Here is a 17,664-nt window from a genome sequence, read left to right as displayed (position 1 = left end):
ATGGACATAGACGATCACCGCATGGGGAGCGCCGAGCCCAGCCTCGTCCGCCCGTACTCCTTGACTGCCGGCCGCACCAGGCCGGCGGTCGAGTTGGCGCTGGAGGCACTCGTCGCATCGCATCCGGTCGCCATGGAGCGGCAGTACGAACTGAACAACCTCGAAACGTCCATCGTGGAGTTGTGCAGGCAATCGCCGTCCGTTGCCGAGATAGCTGCCCAGCTGTACATCCCGATCGGGGTGGCCCGGGTACTCGTAGCCGATCTGATCGAGGCCGGTCACGTCCGGGTTTCGGCAACTTTGAAAGACGATTCCAGCGACGATGAACGTCGCGAGCTGATCGAAAGGGTTCTCAGTGGACTCCGGCGTATTTGATTCGACGGCGCAGGTCGACACCCGCACGGCCAAGCCGACTTCGGCGAAGATCGTGGTCGCCGGTGGCTTCGGCGTGGGTAAGACCACGATGGTCGGCGCGGTGTCGGAGATCGTTCCGCTGCGCACCGAGGCGTTGGTCACCAACGCCAGTACCGGAATCGACAACCTGACCGGTATTCCGCAGAAATCGACCACCACGGTGGCGATGGACTTCGGCCGCATCAGCCTCGCCGACGACCTGGTCCTGTACTTGTTCGGTACGCCGGGCCAGTACCGGTTCTGGTTCATGTGGGACGACCTGATCCGCGGCGCCATCGGCGCCGTGGTGCTGGTCGACACCCGCAGGCTCGAAGACAGCTTCGCCGCTGTCGACTACTTCGAGGCCCGCGGGCTGCCGTTCCTGGTGGCGCTCAACGAGTTCGACGACGCGCCGAAGTACCCGCTCGAGGACATCCGCCAGGCCCTTGCGGTTCCCGCCGACGTGCCGATCATGTCGATCGACGCCCGTCGCCGGGAACCGGCCAAGCAGGCCCTGGTCGCCTTGACCGAGTACGCACTGCGCAAGGTCATGCAGGGTTACTGAGCCGGTTTCGCACGACGGACGGGGCTGCCGCGATGAAGGCCGCAGCTCCGCCCGCGTTCGGGCCGTGCTCGTTCAGGACTCGGGTTCGGGATCGGGCCTGGTCCAGCCCAGGATCATCGCCGGTGCACAGCCACCGGCCAGGATCGTGGCCAGCATCATCAGTCCGCCCGCGTAGGCGATGCGATAGGCATCGGCTTGCGGTGAGAACGCGCTGCCGAAGATCAGGTACGCCAGTGGCGGCATGGTCAGCGACTGAGTGAGCGCGAGCCCCGCCGAGCGCGCCTTGTTGCGTTCGGCGATCTCCAGTTCGTCGAGCATCTGGTCGGGTGCGTGGTCCTGTCCACCCGACGCGATCCGCAGCATTGTCCAGCTCGGCAGGAACACCACCGCCGAGACGAGCGCGACCACAGGCGCCCCGAACAGGTCGAGCGCGCGCATCACGCCCGCGAGCGCGATCCCGAGCAGTGCGATCGTCACCAGGATCACGAGAATCCGCCGCCTGCGACGCGGTCGCCAGCTCTTCAGCATCCCGGCAGTGCGCTGCTCCTGCACGAGCCAGCGCCGGATCCGATAGTTCTGATAGCGGTCGATGAGCGTGGTTGTCATGGCATTTCGCCTTTCGTGCGTGGGTAGAGCTCGGCCGACAACGGCCCGAATTCCTTGCGGGAGAACACGACTTCGACCGGCAGCGCGAACACATCGCAGATGCGCATCGCCAGATCGAGGCTCGGATAGTGATCGCCACGCTCGAGCGCGCCGATCGTCTGGACATTGACATCGACGGCCTCCGCAAGCGCCGCCCGGCTCATCCGATGCTCCGCGCGCAACACCGCGATGCGATTGAAGATCGGTAGGGTTTCCCCTCGTCTGACTGGGCTCACCTAACAGAGTGTTGTAAAAACACAACAGAAAGTCAAGGTGTTCCAACGCGCCGCCGCGATTCCGTGATCGACCAGAATCCGGTCCCGCTACGCTCACAGCGTGCATATGTCGGCGGATGACCTGCTCGGACAGTTGCTCGATGCGGGCTCTTTTGTGAGCTGGGATCGGGCGCCGATAGAGCCCGCGATGTCGCCGCGTTATCGGCGCGAGCTCGTCGTCGCGGCCGATCGGGCGGGTACCGATGAGTCGGTGCTGACAGGGGAGGGGTTGTTGCGGGGGCGCCGTGTCGCGGTGATCGCCTGTGAGTTCGCGTTTCTGGCCGGGTCGATCGGCGTGGCCGCGGCGGAGCGGATCGTGCGCGCGGTCGAGCGCGCTACCGAACTCGGGCTGCCGTTGATCGCTTCGCCGACCTCCGGCGGCACGCGAATGCAGGAGGGGACAGTCGCTTTCGTGCAGATGGTGAAGATCGCGGGCGCGGTGGCCGTGCACAAGGCGGCGGGGCATCCGTACCTGGTGTACCTGCGCGATCCGACGATGGGTGGGGTGTTCGCTTCGTGGGGGTCGTTGGGGCACATCACCTTTGCCGCGCCCGGCGCACTGATCGGGTTTCTCGGGCCGCGCGTGTACGAAGCCCTGTACGGCAGGCCCTTTCCGCCGGGCGTGCAGACAGCGGAGAACCTCTATCGCAACGGTGTGATCGATGGTGTGGTGACGGTGGAGATTTTTCGCCGGATCGCCCACCGGGCGATGAGTGTCGCCAGCGGCGCCGTCGTCGCGGTGACGACCGAGCCGGGTTGGGCTGCGCCTGTGCTCAGTCCGGCGACACCGGCGAATCCGGCTGCGAGCGCTTGGGATTCGGTGCTCAGCTCGCGCAAGCCGGGCAGGCCGGGCATTCGGGATCTGCTTCGCCATACGACGCAACGGGTTCCGCTGAGCGGCACCGGTCGCGGTGAGTCCGATCGCACCGTTGTGCACGCCCTCGCCCGCTTCGCCGGTCAACCGTGCGTCGTGTTCGGGCACGACCGATCCGGCCAGGAGGGCGAGCACACCATGGGCCCGGCCGCCCTGCGGGAGGCGCGGCGGGCGATGGTCCTGGCGCGTGAATTGCGGCTGCCGCTGGTGCTCGTCATCGACACCGTCGGTGCCGCCCTGTCCAAGGAGGCCGAGGAACGCGGGCTCGCCCCCGAAATCGCCCGCTGCCTGGCCGATCTCGTCACCCTCGACACCCCGACCGTCTCCGTGCTGCTCGGCCAGGGCACCGGCGGCGGCGCGCTCGCGCTGTTGCCCGCCGACCGGGTGCTCGCCGCCAGACACGGCTGGCTCGCCCCGCTGCCGCCGGAAGGGGCGAGCGCCATCGTCTTCCGCGATACCGCGCACGCTCCGGAAATGGCTGCGGCGCAAGGCATTAGGTCAGCGGACCTGCTCGAAGACGGTGTGGTGGACCGAATCGTCGAGGAGTACCCCGACGCCGCCGACGAACCGGTCGCCTTCGCCCGTCGCACGGTCCTCGCGATCGCGGCCGAACTGGCCGCGCTGCGCGCCTGCGAGCCCGCCGAATTGCGATCGATGCGGCAGACCCGGTACCGGCGAATCGGATTGTCCGGATCCGTGTACTGAGCCCACCGGTAATCCCCTGACCAGCGCCCCGCTTTGTGTCAGGGGGAAACACGCGACGCGCCGTCGTTGACGCCACACCGAACCACTTCTACCTTCGAGAGGGTGACCTTCCGCAGCGAGAGCAGCCCTGTCCCCACCATCGTGCTCAATGACGGGAACGTGATCCCACAGCTCGGCTTCGGTGTGTTCCAGGTGCCCGCGGAAGACGTCACCGGGGTGGTGGCCGAGGCGTTGAAGGTCGGCTACCGCAGTATCGACACGGCCGCGGTCTACGGAAACGAGGAAGGCGTAGGCCGCGCCATCGGTGAATCGGGGATTCCCCGTGACGAACTCTTCATCACCACCAAGCTGTGGAACGCCGACCAGGGCTACGACAGCACCCTGCGCGCCTTCGATACCAGCATGCAGCGCCTCGGCCTGGATTATCTCGACCTGTACCTGATCCACTGGCCGGTACCGTCGGCAGGCCGCTTCGTCGACACGTTCCGCGCGTTCCAGGCGCTCAAGTCGCAGGGCCGGATCGGTTCGATCGGTGTCTCCAACTTCCGGGTGGTCGATCTGGAGACCCTGATCGCCGAGGCGGGCGAGATCCCCACGGTGAACCAGATCGAATTACATCCCACACTTTCCCAGCGTGACCTGCGCCGATACGACGCCGATCACGCGATCGCCACCGAGGCGTGGAGCCCACTAGGGCAGGGCACACTGCTCGACAACTCGACCATCGTCGGCATCGCGAAGGAGCTCGACCGCACGCCCGCGCAGGTCATCATCCGGTGGCACCTGCAGCTGGGCAATATCGTCATCCCGAAATCGGTCACGCCCTCGCGGATCGCCGAGAACTTCGACGTGTTCACCTTCGAACTCGATCCCGCGGCGATGGAGTTGATCGGCCGCCTCGACGCGGGCAAGCGGGTCGGCGCCGATCCGTCGACGTTCAGCGCCGGTCTGGCCTGATCCCCAGGTAGTCGCTCAGTTCCCTGGCCGCGGCCCGGCCAGCCCGGTTGGCGCCGATCGTGCTGGCCGACGGTCCGTAGCCGATGAGATGGATACGCGGGTCGACGGCCACCTGGGTCGCCAATCGCCCGGTCATCGTGATCCCGCCGCCTGGTCCGCGCAGCCGCAGCGGTGCCAGATGGTCCAGTGCGCTGCGGAAACCGGTCGCCCACAGGATGACGTCGGCCGCCTGGAAACTGCCGTCGGCCCAACGCACGCCGGTGGGCTCGATCCGCTCGAACATCGGCAGCCGCCGCAGCACACCCCGCGCACGCGCGGCCAGCAAGCGTTCATCGAGCGGCAGCCCCGTCACCGAGACGACCGATCCCGGTGGCAGCCCCGCGCGCACACGGTCCTCCACCAGTGCCACCGCGTCGCGCCCGTCCTGCTCGGCGAACGGCGTCTCCCGCCACCGCGGCTCCGACCTGGTGACCCATGTGGTGGAGGTCACGAGCGAGATTTCGTCGAGCAACTGCACCGCCGAGATTCCCCCACCGACGATGACGACATGTTTGTCCGTGAACTCCTCGGCCGTGTGGTAGTCGCGAGTGTGCAGCTGGCGTCCGGCGAAGGTGTCGGCGCCCGGATATCGGGGGATGAACGGATGCTCCCAGGTGCCGGTGCCGTTGATCAGACCCCGCGCGCGCAAGGTGCCCGCACCCTCGGTTTCCACCTGTAGTACCTCGCCGCGGCCCGCGCAGCTCTGGCCGTCGGCGGTCCGATCGCAGACCACTTTCACCGTCACCTGCCGTTGAACCCGCAGGTCGAAGCGCTTTTCGTAGAGCTCGTAGTAGTGCGGTACCGCGGTGGCCGCTCGCGCCGACTCCGACCCGGCGGGCAGGGTCTCGGCGAAGGACATCCCCGGCAGATCGTGCACTCGGTTCACCGTTGTCAGGGTCAGCGAAGGCCACCGGAACTGCCAGGCGCCACCGGGGCCGGGTGCGTGGTCGACTATGCGGAAATCGCGTTCGGGTACCAGCCCGAGCTTGCGCAGGTGGTACCCGGCCGAGAGCCCGGCTTGACCGGCTCCGATCACCAGGATGTCGAAATCCGTCATCCGGGGAGAATAGTCGTGAACCACAGGCGTCGATGCCATCGCCTTACCGGGCGTTGTCGGCGGGCTGTGGCAGAGTGTGAATATCCACGAAATCCGCTGATTCTGGGGAGGATGCATGCTCGGCGTGACTCGCGATGGTGATGTGATCACCATCGAACTACAGCGCGAGGAACGGCGCAACGCGCTCAACGAGGACCTGGTCGGGCAGTTGCGCGCCGCGATACTCGACGCGGTGGCCGATGGCGCGCGTGCCATCGTGCTCACCGGCCGCGGGCCGATCTTCAGCGCGGGTGCCGATCTGTCGGGGGTGTACTCCGAGTCGTTCCTGAGCGGTCTGCTCGACATGCTGCACACCATCGAATCGGTTCCGGTTCCGGTGATCTCGGCGATCAACGGCGGCGCGCTCGGTGCGGGCGTGCAGCTGGCACTGGCCTCGGACCTGCGGGTGATCGAGCCCGACGCCTACATCGCGGTGCCCGCGGCCAAGCTCGGCATCTCGGTCGACCGCTGGACGGTGTCGCGGCTGGCCGCCCTGATCGGTGGCGGCCCCGCCCGCACGATCCTGCTTGGCGCCGAATCCGTTTCCGCCGCAGACGCTTACGCCTACGGCTTCGCCAACAAGCTCGGCACGCTCGCCGACGCCAAGGACTGGGCCAAGTCCATCGCGGCACTCGCGCCGCTGTCGCTGCAAGCCATGAAACTGATGCTCAACGACGACGGCACCGGCGATCCGGCCAGCGCGCAGCAGCAGGCCGCGCTGGAAGCCGCGTGGAGCAGCGACGACGCCAAAGAGGGCCGCCTGGCCCGGCAAGAGAAGCGTCCGGCGAAGTTCGTGGGCCGCTGATGCGGATCACACGGCTGGCGGGTTCGGTGGCGAGCACCTTCGGTCTCGCCTGGATGGCACGCGCGGTGTGGGGCCTGCCCACCTCGATCGGCGCGGGCCCGTCGGCGATCGCGCCGACCGCGATCGGCAAGTCCTCCTACCGCGACGGCCGTTTCCACAACACCGAGCCGAGCTCCATGCTCGCCGCCGGTGCCGCACCGTCGCTGATCTGGTCGGGACTAACCAAGGGCCGTATCGGCCGCCCGGCGAAGCCCGTCCCGCTGGTCACCCCCGCCGCTCCCGAGCAGGCCGCCGAACTCGCGGTCACCTGGTACGGGCACGCGAGCGCGCTGGTCGAACTCGACGGCTACCGCGTGCTGGCCGACCCCGTGTGGAGCGAACGGGTCTCCCCGTCGCCGGTGGTCGGTCCCGCCCGTCTGCACCCGGTCCCCGGCGAGCTGTCGCAGCTGCCGACCGTCGACGCGGTGATCATCTCCCACGATCACTACGACCACCTCGACAAAGCCACCGTCGACGAACTCGTCCGCACCCAGCTCGCGCCGTTCGTGGTGCCCACCGGCATCGGCGCGCACCTGCGGCAGTGGGGTGTGCCCGAATACCGGATCATCGAGCTCGACTGGGGTGGCTCGGTCTCGCTCGGCCATGACGCCGGCGACCGCGGCCTCACCATCACCTGCGCCGAGGCCAGGCATTTCTCCGGCCGCGGCCTGGTCCGCAACACCACGCTGTGGGCGTCGTGGGCGCTGTCGGGGCCAACCAAGCGGGTCTACTTCGGCGGCGACACCGGCTACACGAAGGCGTTCTCCCAGGCAGGCGCGGTGCTCGGCCCCTTCGATCTCACACTGCTGCCCATCGGCGCCTACGACGAACGCTGGACCGATGTGCACATGAACCCCGAAGAGGCGGTGCGCGCGCACGCCGACCTGTGCCTGGGCGACGCCGCCTACGGACTGCTGGTCCCGATCCACTGGGCCACGTTCAATCTGGCCTTCCACGGCTGGTCCGAACCCGTCCGGCGCCTGGTGTCGGCAGCCGCCGACGCGGGTACCCCGGTCGTAGTGCCCAAGCCGGGCCAGAGGGTGGTTCCGAATGACCTCCCACCACGGGATTCGTGGTGGGAAGATGTGGAGTGACTGTTGCCTGTGGTGAGCGAAGCTCCATCAGGCAGCCGCACCTTGCGGTGAGGCGGTCCCCGCCGAACCCAGCTCACGCTGCGTCGGGGTAGACGTTTCACAGCCTCCTGCCTCGCCCGCTCTCGCAGACTCGGACTTGCGGATGGCTCCACGTCCTGGCACCGACCCACTGTCGGCGCAACCCTGTTCACCCACCCTAGATCGATGGGTCTCGCCGAGTCGGGCGAGGTTGATCGCGGCATTACGGTCACGATCAATCGACAGACCACAAGACTCACAGCTATAGACACGGTCGGCGAGGGTCAGGCTTGGCTTTCGCCCACCACACCCCGAACACGTCTTCGAACTCGGAAACCACCGATCAGCTTCTACCAGAACCGACCCGTACCAGCGAGTTTTATAGGCCAGCATCTGTCGGACCTGAGCGAGGGCCGCGTCAGCGAGTGCCCGGTTCAACCCCTTCTTCCGGTCACCGCCCGCGGACCGCATCCCGGCCGCGTTCAGAGTTTCCACCACGATCACCTGATGCTGCTGAGCCAAGGTCGTGGTGGTCTTGTGGAGAACGTCGCGGCGGACTGCGGCGGCCTGCCCGTGTGTGCGGGCGATCCGAGCGGTGGTGGCCTGCCACCGCCTCGATGGCTGCCGCCGGTTTTTCGTGACGGGGTCATGCGGACCCTGCTGACGGGCTGCCCGCCGTTGCAACACTCTCAACCGGGCTTGCGCGGCAGTCAGGGGTTTGGGCGCCGGAATGCGGCTTACTTCGCGACCGTCAGGGGTCGCGATCACCAGTAGCGCGTCGGCTTTGACCCCGACATCGACCCCGACCACCGGGTGCGGTGACCGGCGGGCGTGCCCGGGACGGGATTTGGCCGTGACGAGGGTTTGGAACGATACGTACCAGCGGCGACGCGAATCCTGGGCGAGGGTGGCTGACAGGATGCGTGCGGTCCCCGCCTCGACACGGCGGGCGAGCTTGCGGGTCGACTCATGTGTTTTGAGCCGCCCGACCCGGGGTAGGACGATGTGATGGCGGTCGGGCTCGACCCGGATCGTTCCCGTGGTGAATCGAACGGACCGCCGAGACCGGGCCGCGTTTTTGAATCTCGGGAATCCGACTGGTTTACCTGCCCGCACACCAGCGCGGGAGGTGGCCCAGTTATCCAGGGCGCGGGCGAGTGCGTCGAGTCCGGTGTTGTAGGCCTCTTTCGAGTTCTCCGCCCACCACGGCGCGTGCTCGTATTTACGCTGGTTCCAGATTTTGCGGAGTCCGGGTAGTGACCAGCCGATCATCGGGGTCAGTTCGGCCTCGGAGATCCCGTAGCTCCGTTCAGCGGTGCGTTGATCGATCACCGCTTTGACCAAGGCGAGCATGTGGTTGAACGCGAACCTGGATGCACCGCAATGCGATCGGAGTACCGGTTGTTGGTGCGGGGTGGGGTCGAGCGCGAATCGGTAGGCCTGCATCGTCCATCCGTCAGGGATGTCGAACCTCGCCATCAGTGATCAACTCCTTCCCTCTGGGTCTCGTTGCCGGTCGCCGATAGCGGTTACGATGTCATAGCGGTGAGACATATTTCGATCCACGCCAGCGGTCGGGCCGCGACAGTACTGATATATGCCTACGTTCGATCAGATTTGCTCATGAAACACCAAGCAGCTCAGAACCATCCTCTTGAAAGGAACACGGTCAGATGAGTCTCGTGGATACGTTGAAGGGCTTGCTCGGTAAGGGCAAGGAAACGGTCGAACAGAACGCCGACAAGATCAATGAGGCGGTCGACAAGGCCGGGACCTTCATCGATGACAAGACCAAGGGCAAGTACAGCGACAAGATCGAGAAGGGTAAGGAAGCGGCCAAGAAGGTCGTGCCTCCGCAGGCAGGCCCCGGCACAGCCGCCGGTGGCCCCGCACCGACCGATCCCGGACCCAAGGCCTGATTCCGGTGCGCGGGGACCGGTAGACGGTCCCCGCCGCCGGCGATCGCGTCGATGGTCCGCCGGGAATTTCGGGGCGCTCCGGGTGAACCGGACATCGAGGTTGAGCTCAGCAACCTCGACAAGGTGCTGTACCCGGGAACCGGTACGACCAAAGGCGAGGTGATCGCCTACTATTCGGCGATCACCGAGGCTGCGCTGCCCCATCTCGTCGGTCGCCCGGTTACCAGGAAACGGTGGCCGAACGGCGTCGACCACTCCGATTTCTTCGAGAAGAACCTCCCCGAGCACGCGCCCGCGTGGATCCACCGCGCCGCGATCGAGCATTCCAGCCGCCGGGTGGTGTACCCACTGATCGATTCCGAGGCCGGGATGGCCTGGCTCGCCCAGCAGGCGGCGCTGGAAATCCATGTGCCGCAATGGCGTTTCGACGCAGGCGATCGCGGCCCGGCCACCAGGATCGTGTTCGATCTGGACCCCGGCCCCGGTGCCGGGCTGGCCGAATGCGCGCGGGTCGCGCTGGCAGTGCGTGCGATGGTCGCCGATATCGGCATGCAGGCGTTCCCGGTGACCAGCGGTAGCAAGGGTATTCACGTTTATGTGCCGCTGGATCGGCAGCTGAGTTCGCGTGGCGCGTCCACCGTCGCCAAGCAGGTGGCCACCAATCTCGAAGCGCTGCACCCGGATCTGGTAACGGCGACCATGGCGAAGACGGCCCGCACCGGCAAGGTGTTCCTGGACTGGAGCCAGAACAACGCCGCCAAGACCACCATCGCCCCCTACTCGCTGCGCGGTCGCGCCGAACCCAATGCCGCCGCCCCACGCACCTGGGCAGAGATCGAAGACGCTGATGCATTGCGCCAGTTACGTTTCGACGAGGTCCTCGTCCGTTGGAAAACCGACGGCGACCTGCTGGCCGACCTCGATCCGCCACTACCCACCCGCCCCGACTCGCTCGCCAAGTACCGCAGCATGCGCGACCCGCAGCGCACGCCCGAGCCCGTCCCCGAGACGACGCCGGAACCAGGCCCCGGCAATCGCTTCGTCATCCAGGAGCATCACGCCCGCCGCCTGCACTGGGATGTGCGCCTCGAGCGCGATGGTGTCCTCGCCTCCTGGGCGGTGCCCAAGGGCCCGCCGACCGAGCCGAAACACAATCGCCTCGCCGTGCGCACCGAGGACCACCCACTCGAGTACCTGCACTTCCACGGCTCCATCCCCAAGGGTGAATACGGCGCTGGGGAGATGACGATCTGGGATTCGGGCACCTATGTCACCGAGAAGTGGCGCTCCGACGAGGTGATCGTCGAACTCGACGGACAGCGGGTGTCCGGCCGCTACGCGTTCATCCAGACCAAGGGCGACCAGTGGCTGATGCACCTGATGCGCGACCAATCCCGTCGAGAACCCGTGGCCGACAGTGGTTTCCCGCGCGGCTTGTCGCCGATGCTGGCCACCGCAGGCGATGTCGAATCGCTGACCCCCGCGAACTGGTCCTTCGAAACCAAGTGGGACGGGTTCCGGGTGATCGTCGAGATCGACGACGGCACGGTCACGGTCCGCAGCCGCGCGGGCAACACGGTGACCGCCCGGTATCCGCGTCTGGCCGTTCTCGGCGCGGAACTGGCCGGGCACCAGGTGGTGCTGGATGGCGAAGCGGTCGTGCTCGATGACGCCGGACTCTCGGATATCTCGGCGCTGCAAGCGGATTCGGCCCGCGCGGTATTCGTCGCCTTCGACGTGCTCTACCTCGACGGCACCTCCCTGCTGCGCAAGAAGTACACCGACCGCCGCACCGTGCTAGAGGCACTGGGCAGGCTGTCGCCGTCGATGAATGTCAGTGCGCTGCTGGATGGTTCGGGTGCCGAGGCGATGAAGGCCAGTCGCGAGGAGGGGCAGGAAGGGGTCGTCGCCAAGCGGCTGGATTCGGTGTATCAGCCGGGCAAGCGCAGCCAGACCTGGCTCAAACAGCGCAACTGGCGCTCACGCGAGGTGGTGGTCGGCGGGTGGCGGCGTAGCGACAAACGCCCGTTCAAGTCGCTGCTGCTCGGTATGCCGCACGAGGACGGCCTCATCTACGTCGGGCGGGTGGGTACCGGATTCGGTGACGAGCAGTCGCGCCGGATCGCCGCCGAATTGGCCGGGCTGCGATGCGACGCTTCACCGTTCACCAACGAGATGACCGCAGACGAACGCCATGACGCGCAATGGGTCACCCCCGAGCTCACCGGCACGGTCCGCTTCCAGGCGTGGACCGACACCGGACGGCTCTGGCATCCGGTGTGGGACGGTGTGACGAGTTCGCCACGGTGATGCTGATCCGCGAAAGCTGCGATGTTGCTAGGGTAATCGCGTTGTACCCGGTGTCGAATCAACGAGGAGTACGCGGTGGATTTCAAGAACCTGGCGGGCAAGGCGATGGACATGGCTGCCCAGCACGCGGACAAGGTCGACAGCGTCATCGACAAGGCCGGTGACGTGGTCGACGAGAAGACCGGCGGCAAGTTCAGCAGCCAGGTCGACTCCGCCCAGGACGCGGCCAAGAACGCCCTGCGCGAGAAGGCCTGATCGGCTCGGCGGGCCGACCACCACCGGCCCGCCGAATCAGCGCGCTGACTATTTGCCGCGCTGTCAGTTCCCGGCCATCAGGCCGGAGATCGTGTCGACATCGGTGACCAGCGCGTTGCCCTGGAACGCGAAGTCGTCGTAGGCCCGCGCGATCGCTTCCTTGTCGCGACCACCGCAGGCGTCACCGATCACCACGGGCACGAAGCCAAGGTCGGTGGAGTGGGTGACGGTGGGCGCGATCCCGATCTCGAGCGCGACACCGGCGATGGCGTAGGAGCCGATCCGCAGATCGCGCAGCAGAGTGGCCAGGGGCGTGCCCTCGAACGCCGACATCGACATCTTGTCGAAGACCAGCTCGTCCTCGCGCGGCACCAGTTCCGGTACCAGCTCGAACGCGGGCGTATCGCGTTGCAGAATGAAGGCCACGTCGTCGACGGATTCGGCGTTCTGCCAGCTCATCAGCAGCCGCATCCCGTACACGCCGGTCAGTCGCCGCGGCGGGAAGAAGTGCCGCAGGAAGATCACCGGATAACCGCCGCGCCGGGCCGCTTCGACGACCCGCACTACGCGTTCGGTGATCTCCTGCCCGTCGGGCAGCTGGCCGAGGACGCCGACCTGCATGTCGTAGACGATCAGCGCCATCCGGTCGGGCGCGCACAGATCGCCGAGGGTTTCGGGAATGTCGAGTCCGTTTCCTTGTCGCACCGACGCCAGTATCGTCGACCTTCGCGGGTCTGTCGAGACTCGCAGGCCCCTGTCATGAGCGACCAGGTGACCGGAATGCCCGGCCCCGGAAACCGAGTCGCCCCGACGCCGGTGCCGGCGTCGGGGCGATCAGTTGATCAGTATGTGGTGCAGGCTATTTCGCTGCCCACTGGGTGGTGCCGGGCGGGGCGGTCCAGGTGTTGATCAGGTCCATGCCGGCGACGATCAGCGTGGGTCCGCCGACAATGAGGCTGCCGATGATCCCGCCGACGGAGGCGCCGGTGATGAGGCCGGGAAGCGCGCCGACTCCGCCGGCCGCCGCGCCGATCACCAAGCCGATCACAGCACCGATGGCCATGCCGACGAAGCTACCGACAGCGGTGGCAAGGCCGAAGGTGGAGGCGAAGTTCGCCTGCGCCGCGTAGTTTTCCGCGGGCGAGGCGACCGGAGTCAGGTTGGGCTTGGCCGTGGCGACGTCCTTGACCGCGGTCAGCTCGAGTACCCGGCTGTCCTCGCTAACCGTGTGCGGCAGCGGGTATTCGAAACTGCCGTCGCGGACCGAGAGGGGCAGCGAGATCAGGGTCGCACCTGCCTCGTCACGGATGTCGACCGCACCGCCGGTGATCGCGAAGGTGCCGTGGGTGAGAGTGGTGATGACGGTGTTACCGACCAGTTCGGTGCGGTACTCGACATTCGGCGTCACCGGGTCGGCTCCGGCCACTCCGGTGCCCACCAGCGCTACCGCGAGCACCGGAATGGCAGCCGCGGCGATTTTGCGGATGATCATATGAACATTTCCCATCTGGACTTCATCAGGTGTGAGTTGCTCGAACAAGCGCCGTGGTGCTGACTTCCCCCCGGAAAGCTCGTGACCGGCGCGTGAAGCTGCCTAGCTCGATTTCTGTGACGAACCATATCGTGCAATAGGGTTTCGGGACAGTGAATTCGGGGTATTGCTCACTACCGCGGAATGCTGATAGTGCGCGCGATGGACGGCGCGCCGATGACCAGCGAGATCGAGCGCTCCTGGTTCAGCCGATGGCGTTGCTCAGCACCACGGCGCCCGCGCAGACCACACCCACGACCACCAGCGCGATCGCGTCGCGGCGGTGTGGTGCGCTCGGATGGGCCGTCAGCATCCCGGTCCCGCCACGCGCGGTGATCGCCTCACCGAGTTCGCCCGCGCGCCGCGACGACACCGCCATGCACGCGGTGAGGATGTCGATGAGCGGATCGGTGGTGCGGTGCAGCAGGTTCTCTTTGGGGCGTAGTTTGCGGGCTGCGCGCAGCACCCGGATCTCGTCGAACAACAGTGGCAGACCGCGCAGGGTCAGTGCGACGACGACCGCCCATTCGTCGACCGGCAGTCGCAACTTGCGCAGTGGCGCACCGAGTTTCGCGAGGGCGGGGGCGATCTCGCCCATCGGGGTGGTGAACGCGATCAGGAACGAGGCCGCCAGCAGCACCAGCCCGAACACGACGACTTGCAGGTTGCCGAGCATCGCCTTCGTCCCGATCGGCGCGGTGATCGCGACGCTGAGCGCGACGAGTCCCCAGAACCACCACGGCAGCCGGGGGATCGCACCGAGCGGCAGCCGCGCGAGCACCCAGATCAGCACAAGGAAGGCCGTGACCACGCCGAGGACCGGCCAGGACGGCAGGAACATCAGCAGCAGGCTGATGCCGAACACGGCGATCATCTTCGTGCCTGCCCACAGGCGGTGCACGACGCTGTCGCCCGGTACTTCACGCAGCAGCACTGTGCTCATGGGGTCGTGCCTTTCGGTGCGCTGGTGTGTGCCGTCGCGCCGTCGTCACCGCGGCGGCCCAAGGGCAGACCGGCCACGAAGGCCGACTTCTCGAGTGCGCGTTCGGTTCTCGAGATCGCGTGGCCGTCCGCCGAGACCGCCACGCCGCCGTCCAGGTGCACGGTGCGGTCGCAGACCATGGACATCTCGGCGACGTCGTGGGAGATGATGATCAATGTCAGCCCCGAATCCCGCAGCCGGGCAAGCAGTTCCACGATCTCGGCGCGGCCCTGCGGATCCAGGCCGGCCAGTGGTTCGTCGAGGACGACCACCTGCGGGCGACTCGCCACCATCGCGGCGAGGACCACCCGTTTGGCCTGCCCCCCGCTGAGTTCCTCGATCGAGCGCGCGGCGAGGCGGCGATCCAGGCCCACCGCGTCCAGCGCCTGCCCGACCGCGCCGGAACCGGTCGCCCGCCCACCCCAGTCGGCGATCTCGGCGCCGACGGTCTGCTTCTGTAGTTGCAACCGGGAGTGCTGGAAGGCCAGGGCCACCCCGCCGACCTGCTTGTCGACCGCGGTGCCGCGCAGTTCACAGCGCCCCGAGCTCGGCGCGATCAGCCCGGCGATGATCCAGGCCAGTGTGGACTTGCCCGACCCGTTGCCGCCGACGATCAGCAGCGCCTCGCCTTTGCGGACCGACAGGTCGACACCGTGCAGGGCAGGTGCCTCCCACGGCGTGCCGCGGTTGTAGGTGTGGCGCACATCGGTGAGTTCGAGGACCGGGGCACCCATCGGCCTGCGGCGCTGGTCGCGGGCGGGGTTTGGCCAGCTCGCGAGGTGGTCGACCATGCGGCCGCCGGCGAGGTGGATCACCCGGTCGGCGGCGGTCGCGTCGGCTTCGTGGTGGGTCACCAGGACTACGGCGGTGCCGTGGCGGCGCGGGAGTTCGGCCAGCAGGGCGACGAGTTCGCGGCGGCCGTCGGGGTCGATCATCGAGGTGGCTTCGTCGGCGATGAGCAGGGCGGGGCGGCGGGCGAGCGCGGCGGCCACGGCGAGGCGTTGCTGCTGGCCGCCGGAGAGGGTGGCGGTTTCGCGGGCGCCCATGTCGGCGAGGCCGACCTCGGCGAGGAGCGCGTCGACATCGACCTCGGCGGCCGACTCCGCCGACAGGCCCCACACGACATCGTCGGCGACCGAGACGCCGAGGGTTTGGCTCTCCGGACGTTGCAGGACCAGCGCGGTCCCACCGATCGCGCCAAGCCCCGCCGAGCCAGGACGATCCACCGCACCCGTTGTCGGCGGCCTGCCTGCCAGGACTCTGGTCAAGGTCGACTTGCCGGAGCCGTTGTGACCGACGACGGCGACGAACTCGCCCGGACGAATGGTGAGATCGATGTCGGCCAGCGCGTCGACCTTCGTGCCCTCGTACCGATAGCCGACCCCGTGCAGGGAAACCGGCAGCGGTCCGACCGGCCGATCATCTGCCGGCGCGTCGAGCCGATCACTGCCCGGCAACCATGCGAGCCGATCGAGCACCGCCCCGAGGACGAACCAGGAGATCACCGTGCTGACCAGCACGCCGAGCGCCACCGTGGCGCCGATGTAGATCCACCACCAGTGCAGCACCACCTCGACGGTCTCGGCGGCCGTCCGGCCGAGCGGCTCCAGCGCGGGCACCCGGCCCGCCAGATTCTCGATGCCCTTCGCGGTATTCCGGAACGCTTCGAAGAACAGGTCTCTGGTTCGCGAGAAGAGCAGCAGACTGCCGACGGAGAACAGTCCCCAGCCCACGCCTGCGACGATTCCGAGCGCGAATACCGTGGGGAATCCGCCGCCCCGGCGTTTCACCGTCCCGATGATTCCCGCCAGCGTGGCCGCGCCCATGACGCCGAGCGCGGGCATCACCCCGGCCGCCACGAAGGTGACCAGCGTTGCCGCGATAGTGGCTGTGACCAGCGCGCGCAATCGATACCGCTGGGCGAGCAGGCCCAAGGGGACTGCTGCGACGAGCTGTAGCGCGGCAGCCATGGGAACCAGTGAGCCGACGGTGATGAGGCCGACGGTGAGCCCGGCCATCACCGCGCCGCTCGCCAGTTCGATCGGGCGCAGGGGACCGCTGGGCAGACCCACGGGCTTGTCTCTCACGTGTCCAGTCTGCCAGGGGGTTGTGTTTGCGGGTGTGGGGCTGATGTGGATGTTGTGTGGGGTTGATGGCAGGTGGTCGGCTAACGAAAGGCCGTGGCCACGCCGTCCTGGGGCATGGGGGCGGTCTGTGGGCGCCGATGGAACATGCTCGGCCGCAAGCGTGCGATCGCGACGCCGGTCAGGCACAGTGCGCCGCCGAGAAGGGCGGTGGGCGTGGGGACCTCGGAAAGGAAGATCCAGGACATGACGATGGCCAGCGCCGGTACGGCGTAGCTCGACGAAGCCGTTACTCCCGCGGGGGTGTGCGCGAGGGCGTAGGCCCAGAGCAGGAAGGCGAGGGCGGTCGAGACCAGGCCGAGGTAGACGACGCCGACGGTGGCGGAGAGAGGGGCTTCGGCCAGTTCGTGTGCCATCTTCGGTGCCCACGGCAGCAGAACGACGGCGCCGGCCACCGCACCGAGGGTCGTCGCGGTCAGCGGGTCGGTGGACCGCAGCACGAGCTTCTGCGCCACCACGCTGATCCCGTAGAGCAGGGCCGCTGCCACCGCGAGTGCGACGCCGAGGCGGTCGCGCTGCCCGGGCCCGGTGAACGCGATGATCGCGGCGCCGCTGAAGCTGACGGCGATACCGACGACGAGCAGCGGCGGGAAGCCTTCGTTCAGGAACAACCCAGCGAGCACGGCGACCACGATGGGCGCGATATTCACCAGCAGCGCGGTGGTGCCCGCGTCGAGATGCTGTTCGGCGGCGTTCACCAGGACCGTGTACAGCCCGAACCACAGCGCGCCGTAGGCCATGGTGAGCCACAGCGCCAGGCCGCGCGGCATCCGGCCGCCGCGAAACGCCAGCACCAGCACCAGCACGATCGCGCCGACGAGGAGTCGCCCTGATGCCATCGCCGCGGGCGAGACGTAGGGCGCGATGCCGCGGATGATCACGAACGACGATGCCCAGGCCAGCATCACAGCGACCAGGGCGAGAGCGGGCAGGCGCGACTTCATGCCTCCACGGTGGACCACCTGAGAGGTAAGCACAAGCGGGTATTTGCCATCTATTATTCAGTAATACTGAAGTG

The 17,664-nt window shown here is 67.4% G+C and carries 18 protein-coding genes; 9 read left to right on the top strand and 9 right to left on the bottom strand.

All coding sequences use genetic code 11. From position 1 onward, the window contains the following. Together ACFWPX_RS35370 and ACFWPX_RS35365 are read left to right on the top strand one after the other, a co-directional pair. Complete coding sequence (locus tag ACFWPX_RS35370) at positions 1-375, top strand: DUF742 domain-containing protein (protein ID WP_056818578.1); 375 nt, start codon at positions 1-3, stop codon at positions 373-375. Next, on the top strand, positions 356-958 hold the full coding sequence (locus ACFWPX_RS35365; RefSeq protein WP_174551063.1) for an ATP/GTP-binding protein: 603 nt from the start codon (positions 356-358) through the stop codon (positions 956-958). Before ACFWPX_RS35370 ends, ACFWPX_RS35365 begins: the two co-directional genes overlap by 20 nt. Positions 959-1,030: 72 nt before the next feature. On the opposite strand, the gene ACFWPX_RS35360 is transcribed toward ACFWPX_RS35365, so the two are convergent. Together ACFWPX_RS35360 and ACFWPX_RS35355 are read right to left on the bottom strand one after the other, a co-directional pair. After that, complete coding sequence (locus ACFWPX_RS35360; RefSeq protein WP_378932970.1) at positions 1,031-1,564, bottom strand: hypothetical protein; 534 nt, start codon at positions 1,562-1,564, stop codon at positions 1,031-1,033. Further along, positions 1,561-1,839, bottom strand: a complete 279-nt coding sequence (locus ACFWPX_RS35355) for a helix-turn-helix transcriptional regulator (RefSeq protein WP_378915706.1) — start codon at positions 1,837-1,839, stop codon at positions 1,561-1,563. The genes ACFWPX_RS35360 and ACFWPX_RS35355 overlap by 4 nt, the downstream gene beginning before the upstream one ends. Positions 1,840-1,945: 106 nt before the next feature. Here ACFWPX_RS35355 and ACFWPX_RS35350 point away from each other — a divergent pair, with 106 nt between their 5' ends. Both ACFWPX_RS35350 and ACFWPX_RS35345 read left to right on the top strand, forming a co-directional pair. Beyond that, a complete protein-coding gene (locus ACFWPX_RS35350; protein WP_378933005.1) occupies positions 1,946-3,457 on the top strand; it encodes a carboxyl transferase domain-containing protein in 1,512 nt (503 codons plus the stop codon). 102 nt (positions 3,458-3,559) lie between these two features. Continuing rightward, positions 3,560-4,414, top strand: a complete 855-nt coding sequence (locus tag ACFWPX_RS35345) for an aldo/keto reductase (RefSeq protein WP_378932967.1) — start codon at positions 3,560-3,562, stop codon at positions 4,412-4,414. Here ACFWPX_RS35345 and ACFWPX_RS35340 read toward each other — a convergent pair. Continuing rightward, a complete protein-coding gene (locus ACFWPX_RS35340; RefSeq protein WP_378932964.1) occupies positions 4,395-5,510 on the bottom strand; it encodes an NAD(P)-binding domain-containing protein in 1,116 nt (371 codons plus the stop codon). The genes ACFWPX_RS35345 and ACFWPX_RS35340 overlap by 20 nt on opposite strands. Positions 5,511-5,625: 115 nt before the next feature. Between ACFWPX_RS35340 and ACFWPX_RS35335 the strand changes: the two genes are divergently transcribed. Next, positions 5,626-6,354, top strand: coding sequence for an enoyl-CoA hydratase (locus ACFWPX_RS35335; RefSeq protein WP_378932961.1), 729 nt, complete (start codon positions 5,626-5,628; stop codon positions 6,352-6,354). Further along, the gene (locus ACFWPX_RS35330; RefSeq protein WP_378932958.1) at positions 6,354-7,487 is read left to right on the top strand and encodes an MBL fold metallo-hydrolase; all 1,134 of its coding nucleotides are present in this window, start codon (positions 6,354-6,356) and stop codon (positions 7,485-7,487) included. Before ACFWPX_RS35335 ends, ACFWPX_RS35330 begins: the two co-directional genes overlap by 1 nt. 27 nt (positions 7,488-7,514) lie before the next feature. Here the strand turns inward: ACFWPX_RS35330 and tnpB are convergent, their stop codons facing one another. Then, entirely contained in the window at positions 7,515-8,984 is a 1,470-nt protein-coding gene (tnpB, locus tag ACFWPX_RS35325) for an IS607 family element RNA-guided endonuclease TnpB (protein ID WP_378932954.1), read from the bottom strand. Between the two features lie 194 nt (positions 8,985-9,178). On the opposite strand from tnpB, the gene ACFWPX_RS35320 reads away from it, so the two are divergent. The 3 genes from ACFWPX_RS35320 to ACFWPX_RS35310 all read left to right on the top strand — a co-directional run bounded on the left by ACFWPX_RS35320 (position 9,179) and on the right by ACFWPX_RS35310 (position 11,989). Continuing rightward, complete coding sequence (locus tag ACFWPX_RS35320) at positions 9,179-9,424, top strand: antitoxin (RefSeq protein ID WP_378932949.1); 246 nt, start codon at positions 9,179-9,181, stop codon at positions 9,422-9,424. Between the two features lie 51 nt (positions 9,425-9,475). Further along, on the top strand, positions 9,476-11,734 hold the full coding sequence (locus ACFWPX_RS35315) for an ATP-dependent DNA ligase (protein WP_378932946.1): 2,259 nt from the start codon (positions 9,476-9,478) through the stop codon (positions 11,732-11,734). Between the two features lie 75 nt (positions 11,735-11,809). After that, on the top strand, positions 11,810-11,989 hold the full coding sequence (locus ACFWPX_RS35310) for an antitoxin (protein WP_378932943.1): 180 nt from the start codon (positions 11,810-11,812) through the stop codon (positions 11,987-11,989). A 63-nt stretch (positions 11,990-12,052) separates the two neighbouring features. Here the strand turns inward: ACFWPX_RS35310 and ACFWPX_RS35305 are convergent, their stop codons facing one another. From ACFWPX_RS35305 to ACFWPX_RS35285, 5 genes are all read right to left on the bottom strand, one after another. After that, positions 12,053-12,694 carry a cysteine hydrolase family protein gene (locus ACFWPX_RS35305; RefSeq protein WP_378932940.1) on the bottom strand — a complete coding sequence of 214 codons (642 nt, stop codon included), beginning with the start codon at positions 12,692-12,694 and terminating at the stop codon, positions 12,053-12,055. Positions 12,695-12,848: 154 nt separating this feature from the next. Next, positions 12,849-13,481, bottom strand: coding sequence for an ammonium transporter (locus tag ACFWPX_RS35300; protein WP_378932937.1), 633 nt, complete (start codon positions 13,479-13,481; stop codon positions 12,849-12,851). A gap of 244 nt (positions 13,482-13,725) precedes the next feature. Beyond that, entirely contained in the window at positions 13,726-14,463 is a 738-nt protein-coding gene (locus ACFWPX_RS35295; protein WP_378932934.1) for an energy-coupling factor transporter transmembrane component T family protein, read from the bottom strand. Further along, entirely contained in the window at positions 14,460-16,589 is a 2,130-nt protein-coding gene (locus tag ACFWPX_RS35290; protein WP_378932931.1) for an ATP-binding cassette domain-containing protein, read from the bottom strand. Before ACFWPX_RS35290 ends, ACFWPX_RS35295 begins: the two co-directional genes overlap by 4 nt. Positions 16,590-16,669: 80 nt before the next feature. Beyond that, a complete protein-coding gene (locus tag ACFWPX_RS35285) occupies positions 16,670-17,590 on the bottom strand; it encodes a DMT family transporter (protein WP_378932928.1) in 921 nt (306 codons plus the stop codon). Positions 17,591-17,664: the final 74 nt, after the last annotated feature.

This window comes from Nocardia sp. NPDC058518 (genome assembly GCF_042719655.1).
Classification (GTDB): domain Bacteria; phylum Actinomycetota; class Actinomycetes; order Mycobacteriales; family Mycobacteriaceae; genus Nocardia.
This window is presented reverse-complemented; position numbering and strand designations above follow the sequence as displayed.

Coding starts and splice junctions, on each gene's coding strand:
- ACFWPX_RS35350 (WP_378933005.1), top strand. CDS start 1,946: ATGTCGGCGGATGACCTGCTCGGACAGTTGCTCGATGCGGGCTCTTTT.
- ACFWPX_RS35330 (WP_378932958.1), top strand. CDS start 6,354: ATGCGGATCACACGGCTGGCGGGTTCGGTGGCGAGCACCTTCGGTCTC.
- ACFWPX_RS35285 (WP_378932928.1), bottom strand. CDS start 17,590: ATGAAGTCGCGCCTGCCCGCTCTCGCCCTGGTCGCTGTGATGCTGGCC.
- ACFWPX_RS35315 (WP_378932946.1), top strand. CDS start 9,476: ATGGTCCGCCGGGAATTTCGGGGCGCTCCGGGTGAACCGGACATCGAG.
- tnpB (WP_378932954.1), bottom strand. CDS start 8,984: ATGGCGAGGTTCGACATCCCTGACGGATGGACGATGCAGGCCTACCGA.
- ACFWPX_RS35300 (WP_378932937.1), bottom strand. CDS start 13,481: ATGATCATCCGCAAAATCGCCGCGGCTGCCATTCCGGTGCTCGCGGTA.
- ACFWPX_RS35370 (WP_056818578.1), top strand. CDS start 1: ATGGACATAGACGATCACCGCATGGGGAGCGCCGAGCCCAGCCTCGTC.
- ACFWPX_RS35340 (WP_378932964.1), bottom strand. CDS start 5,510: ATGACGGATTTCGACATCCTGGTGATCGGAGCCGGTCAAGCCGGGCTC.
- ACFWPX_RS35360 (WP_378932970.1), bottom strand. CDS start 1,564: ATGACAACCACGCTCATCGACCGCTATCAGAACTATCGGATCCGGCGC.
- ACFWPX_RS35320 (WP_378932949.1), top strand. CDS start 9,179: ATGAGTCTCGTGGATACGTTGAAGGGCTTGCTCGGTAAGGGCAAGGAA.
- ACFWPX_RS35295 (WP_378932934.1), bottom strand. CDS start 14,463: ATGAGCACAGTGCTGCTGCGTGAAGTACCGGGCGACAGCGTCGTGCAC.
- ACFWPX_RS35335 (WP_378932961.1), top strand. CDS start 5,626: ATGCTCGGCGTGACTCGCGATGGTGATGTGATCACCATCGAACTACAG.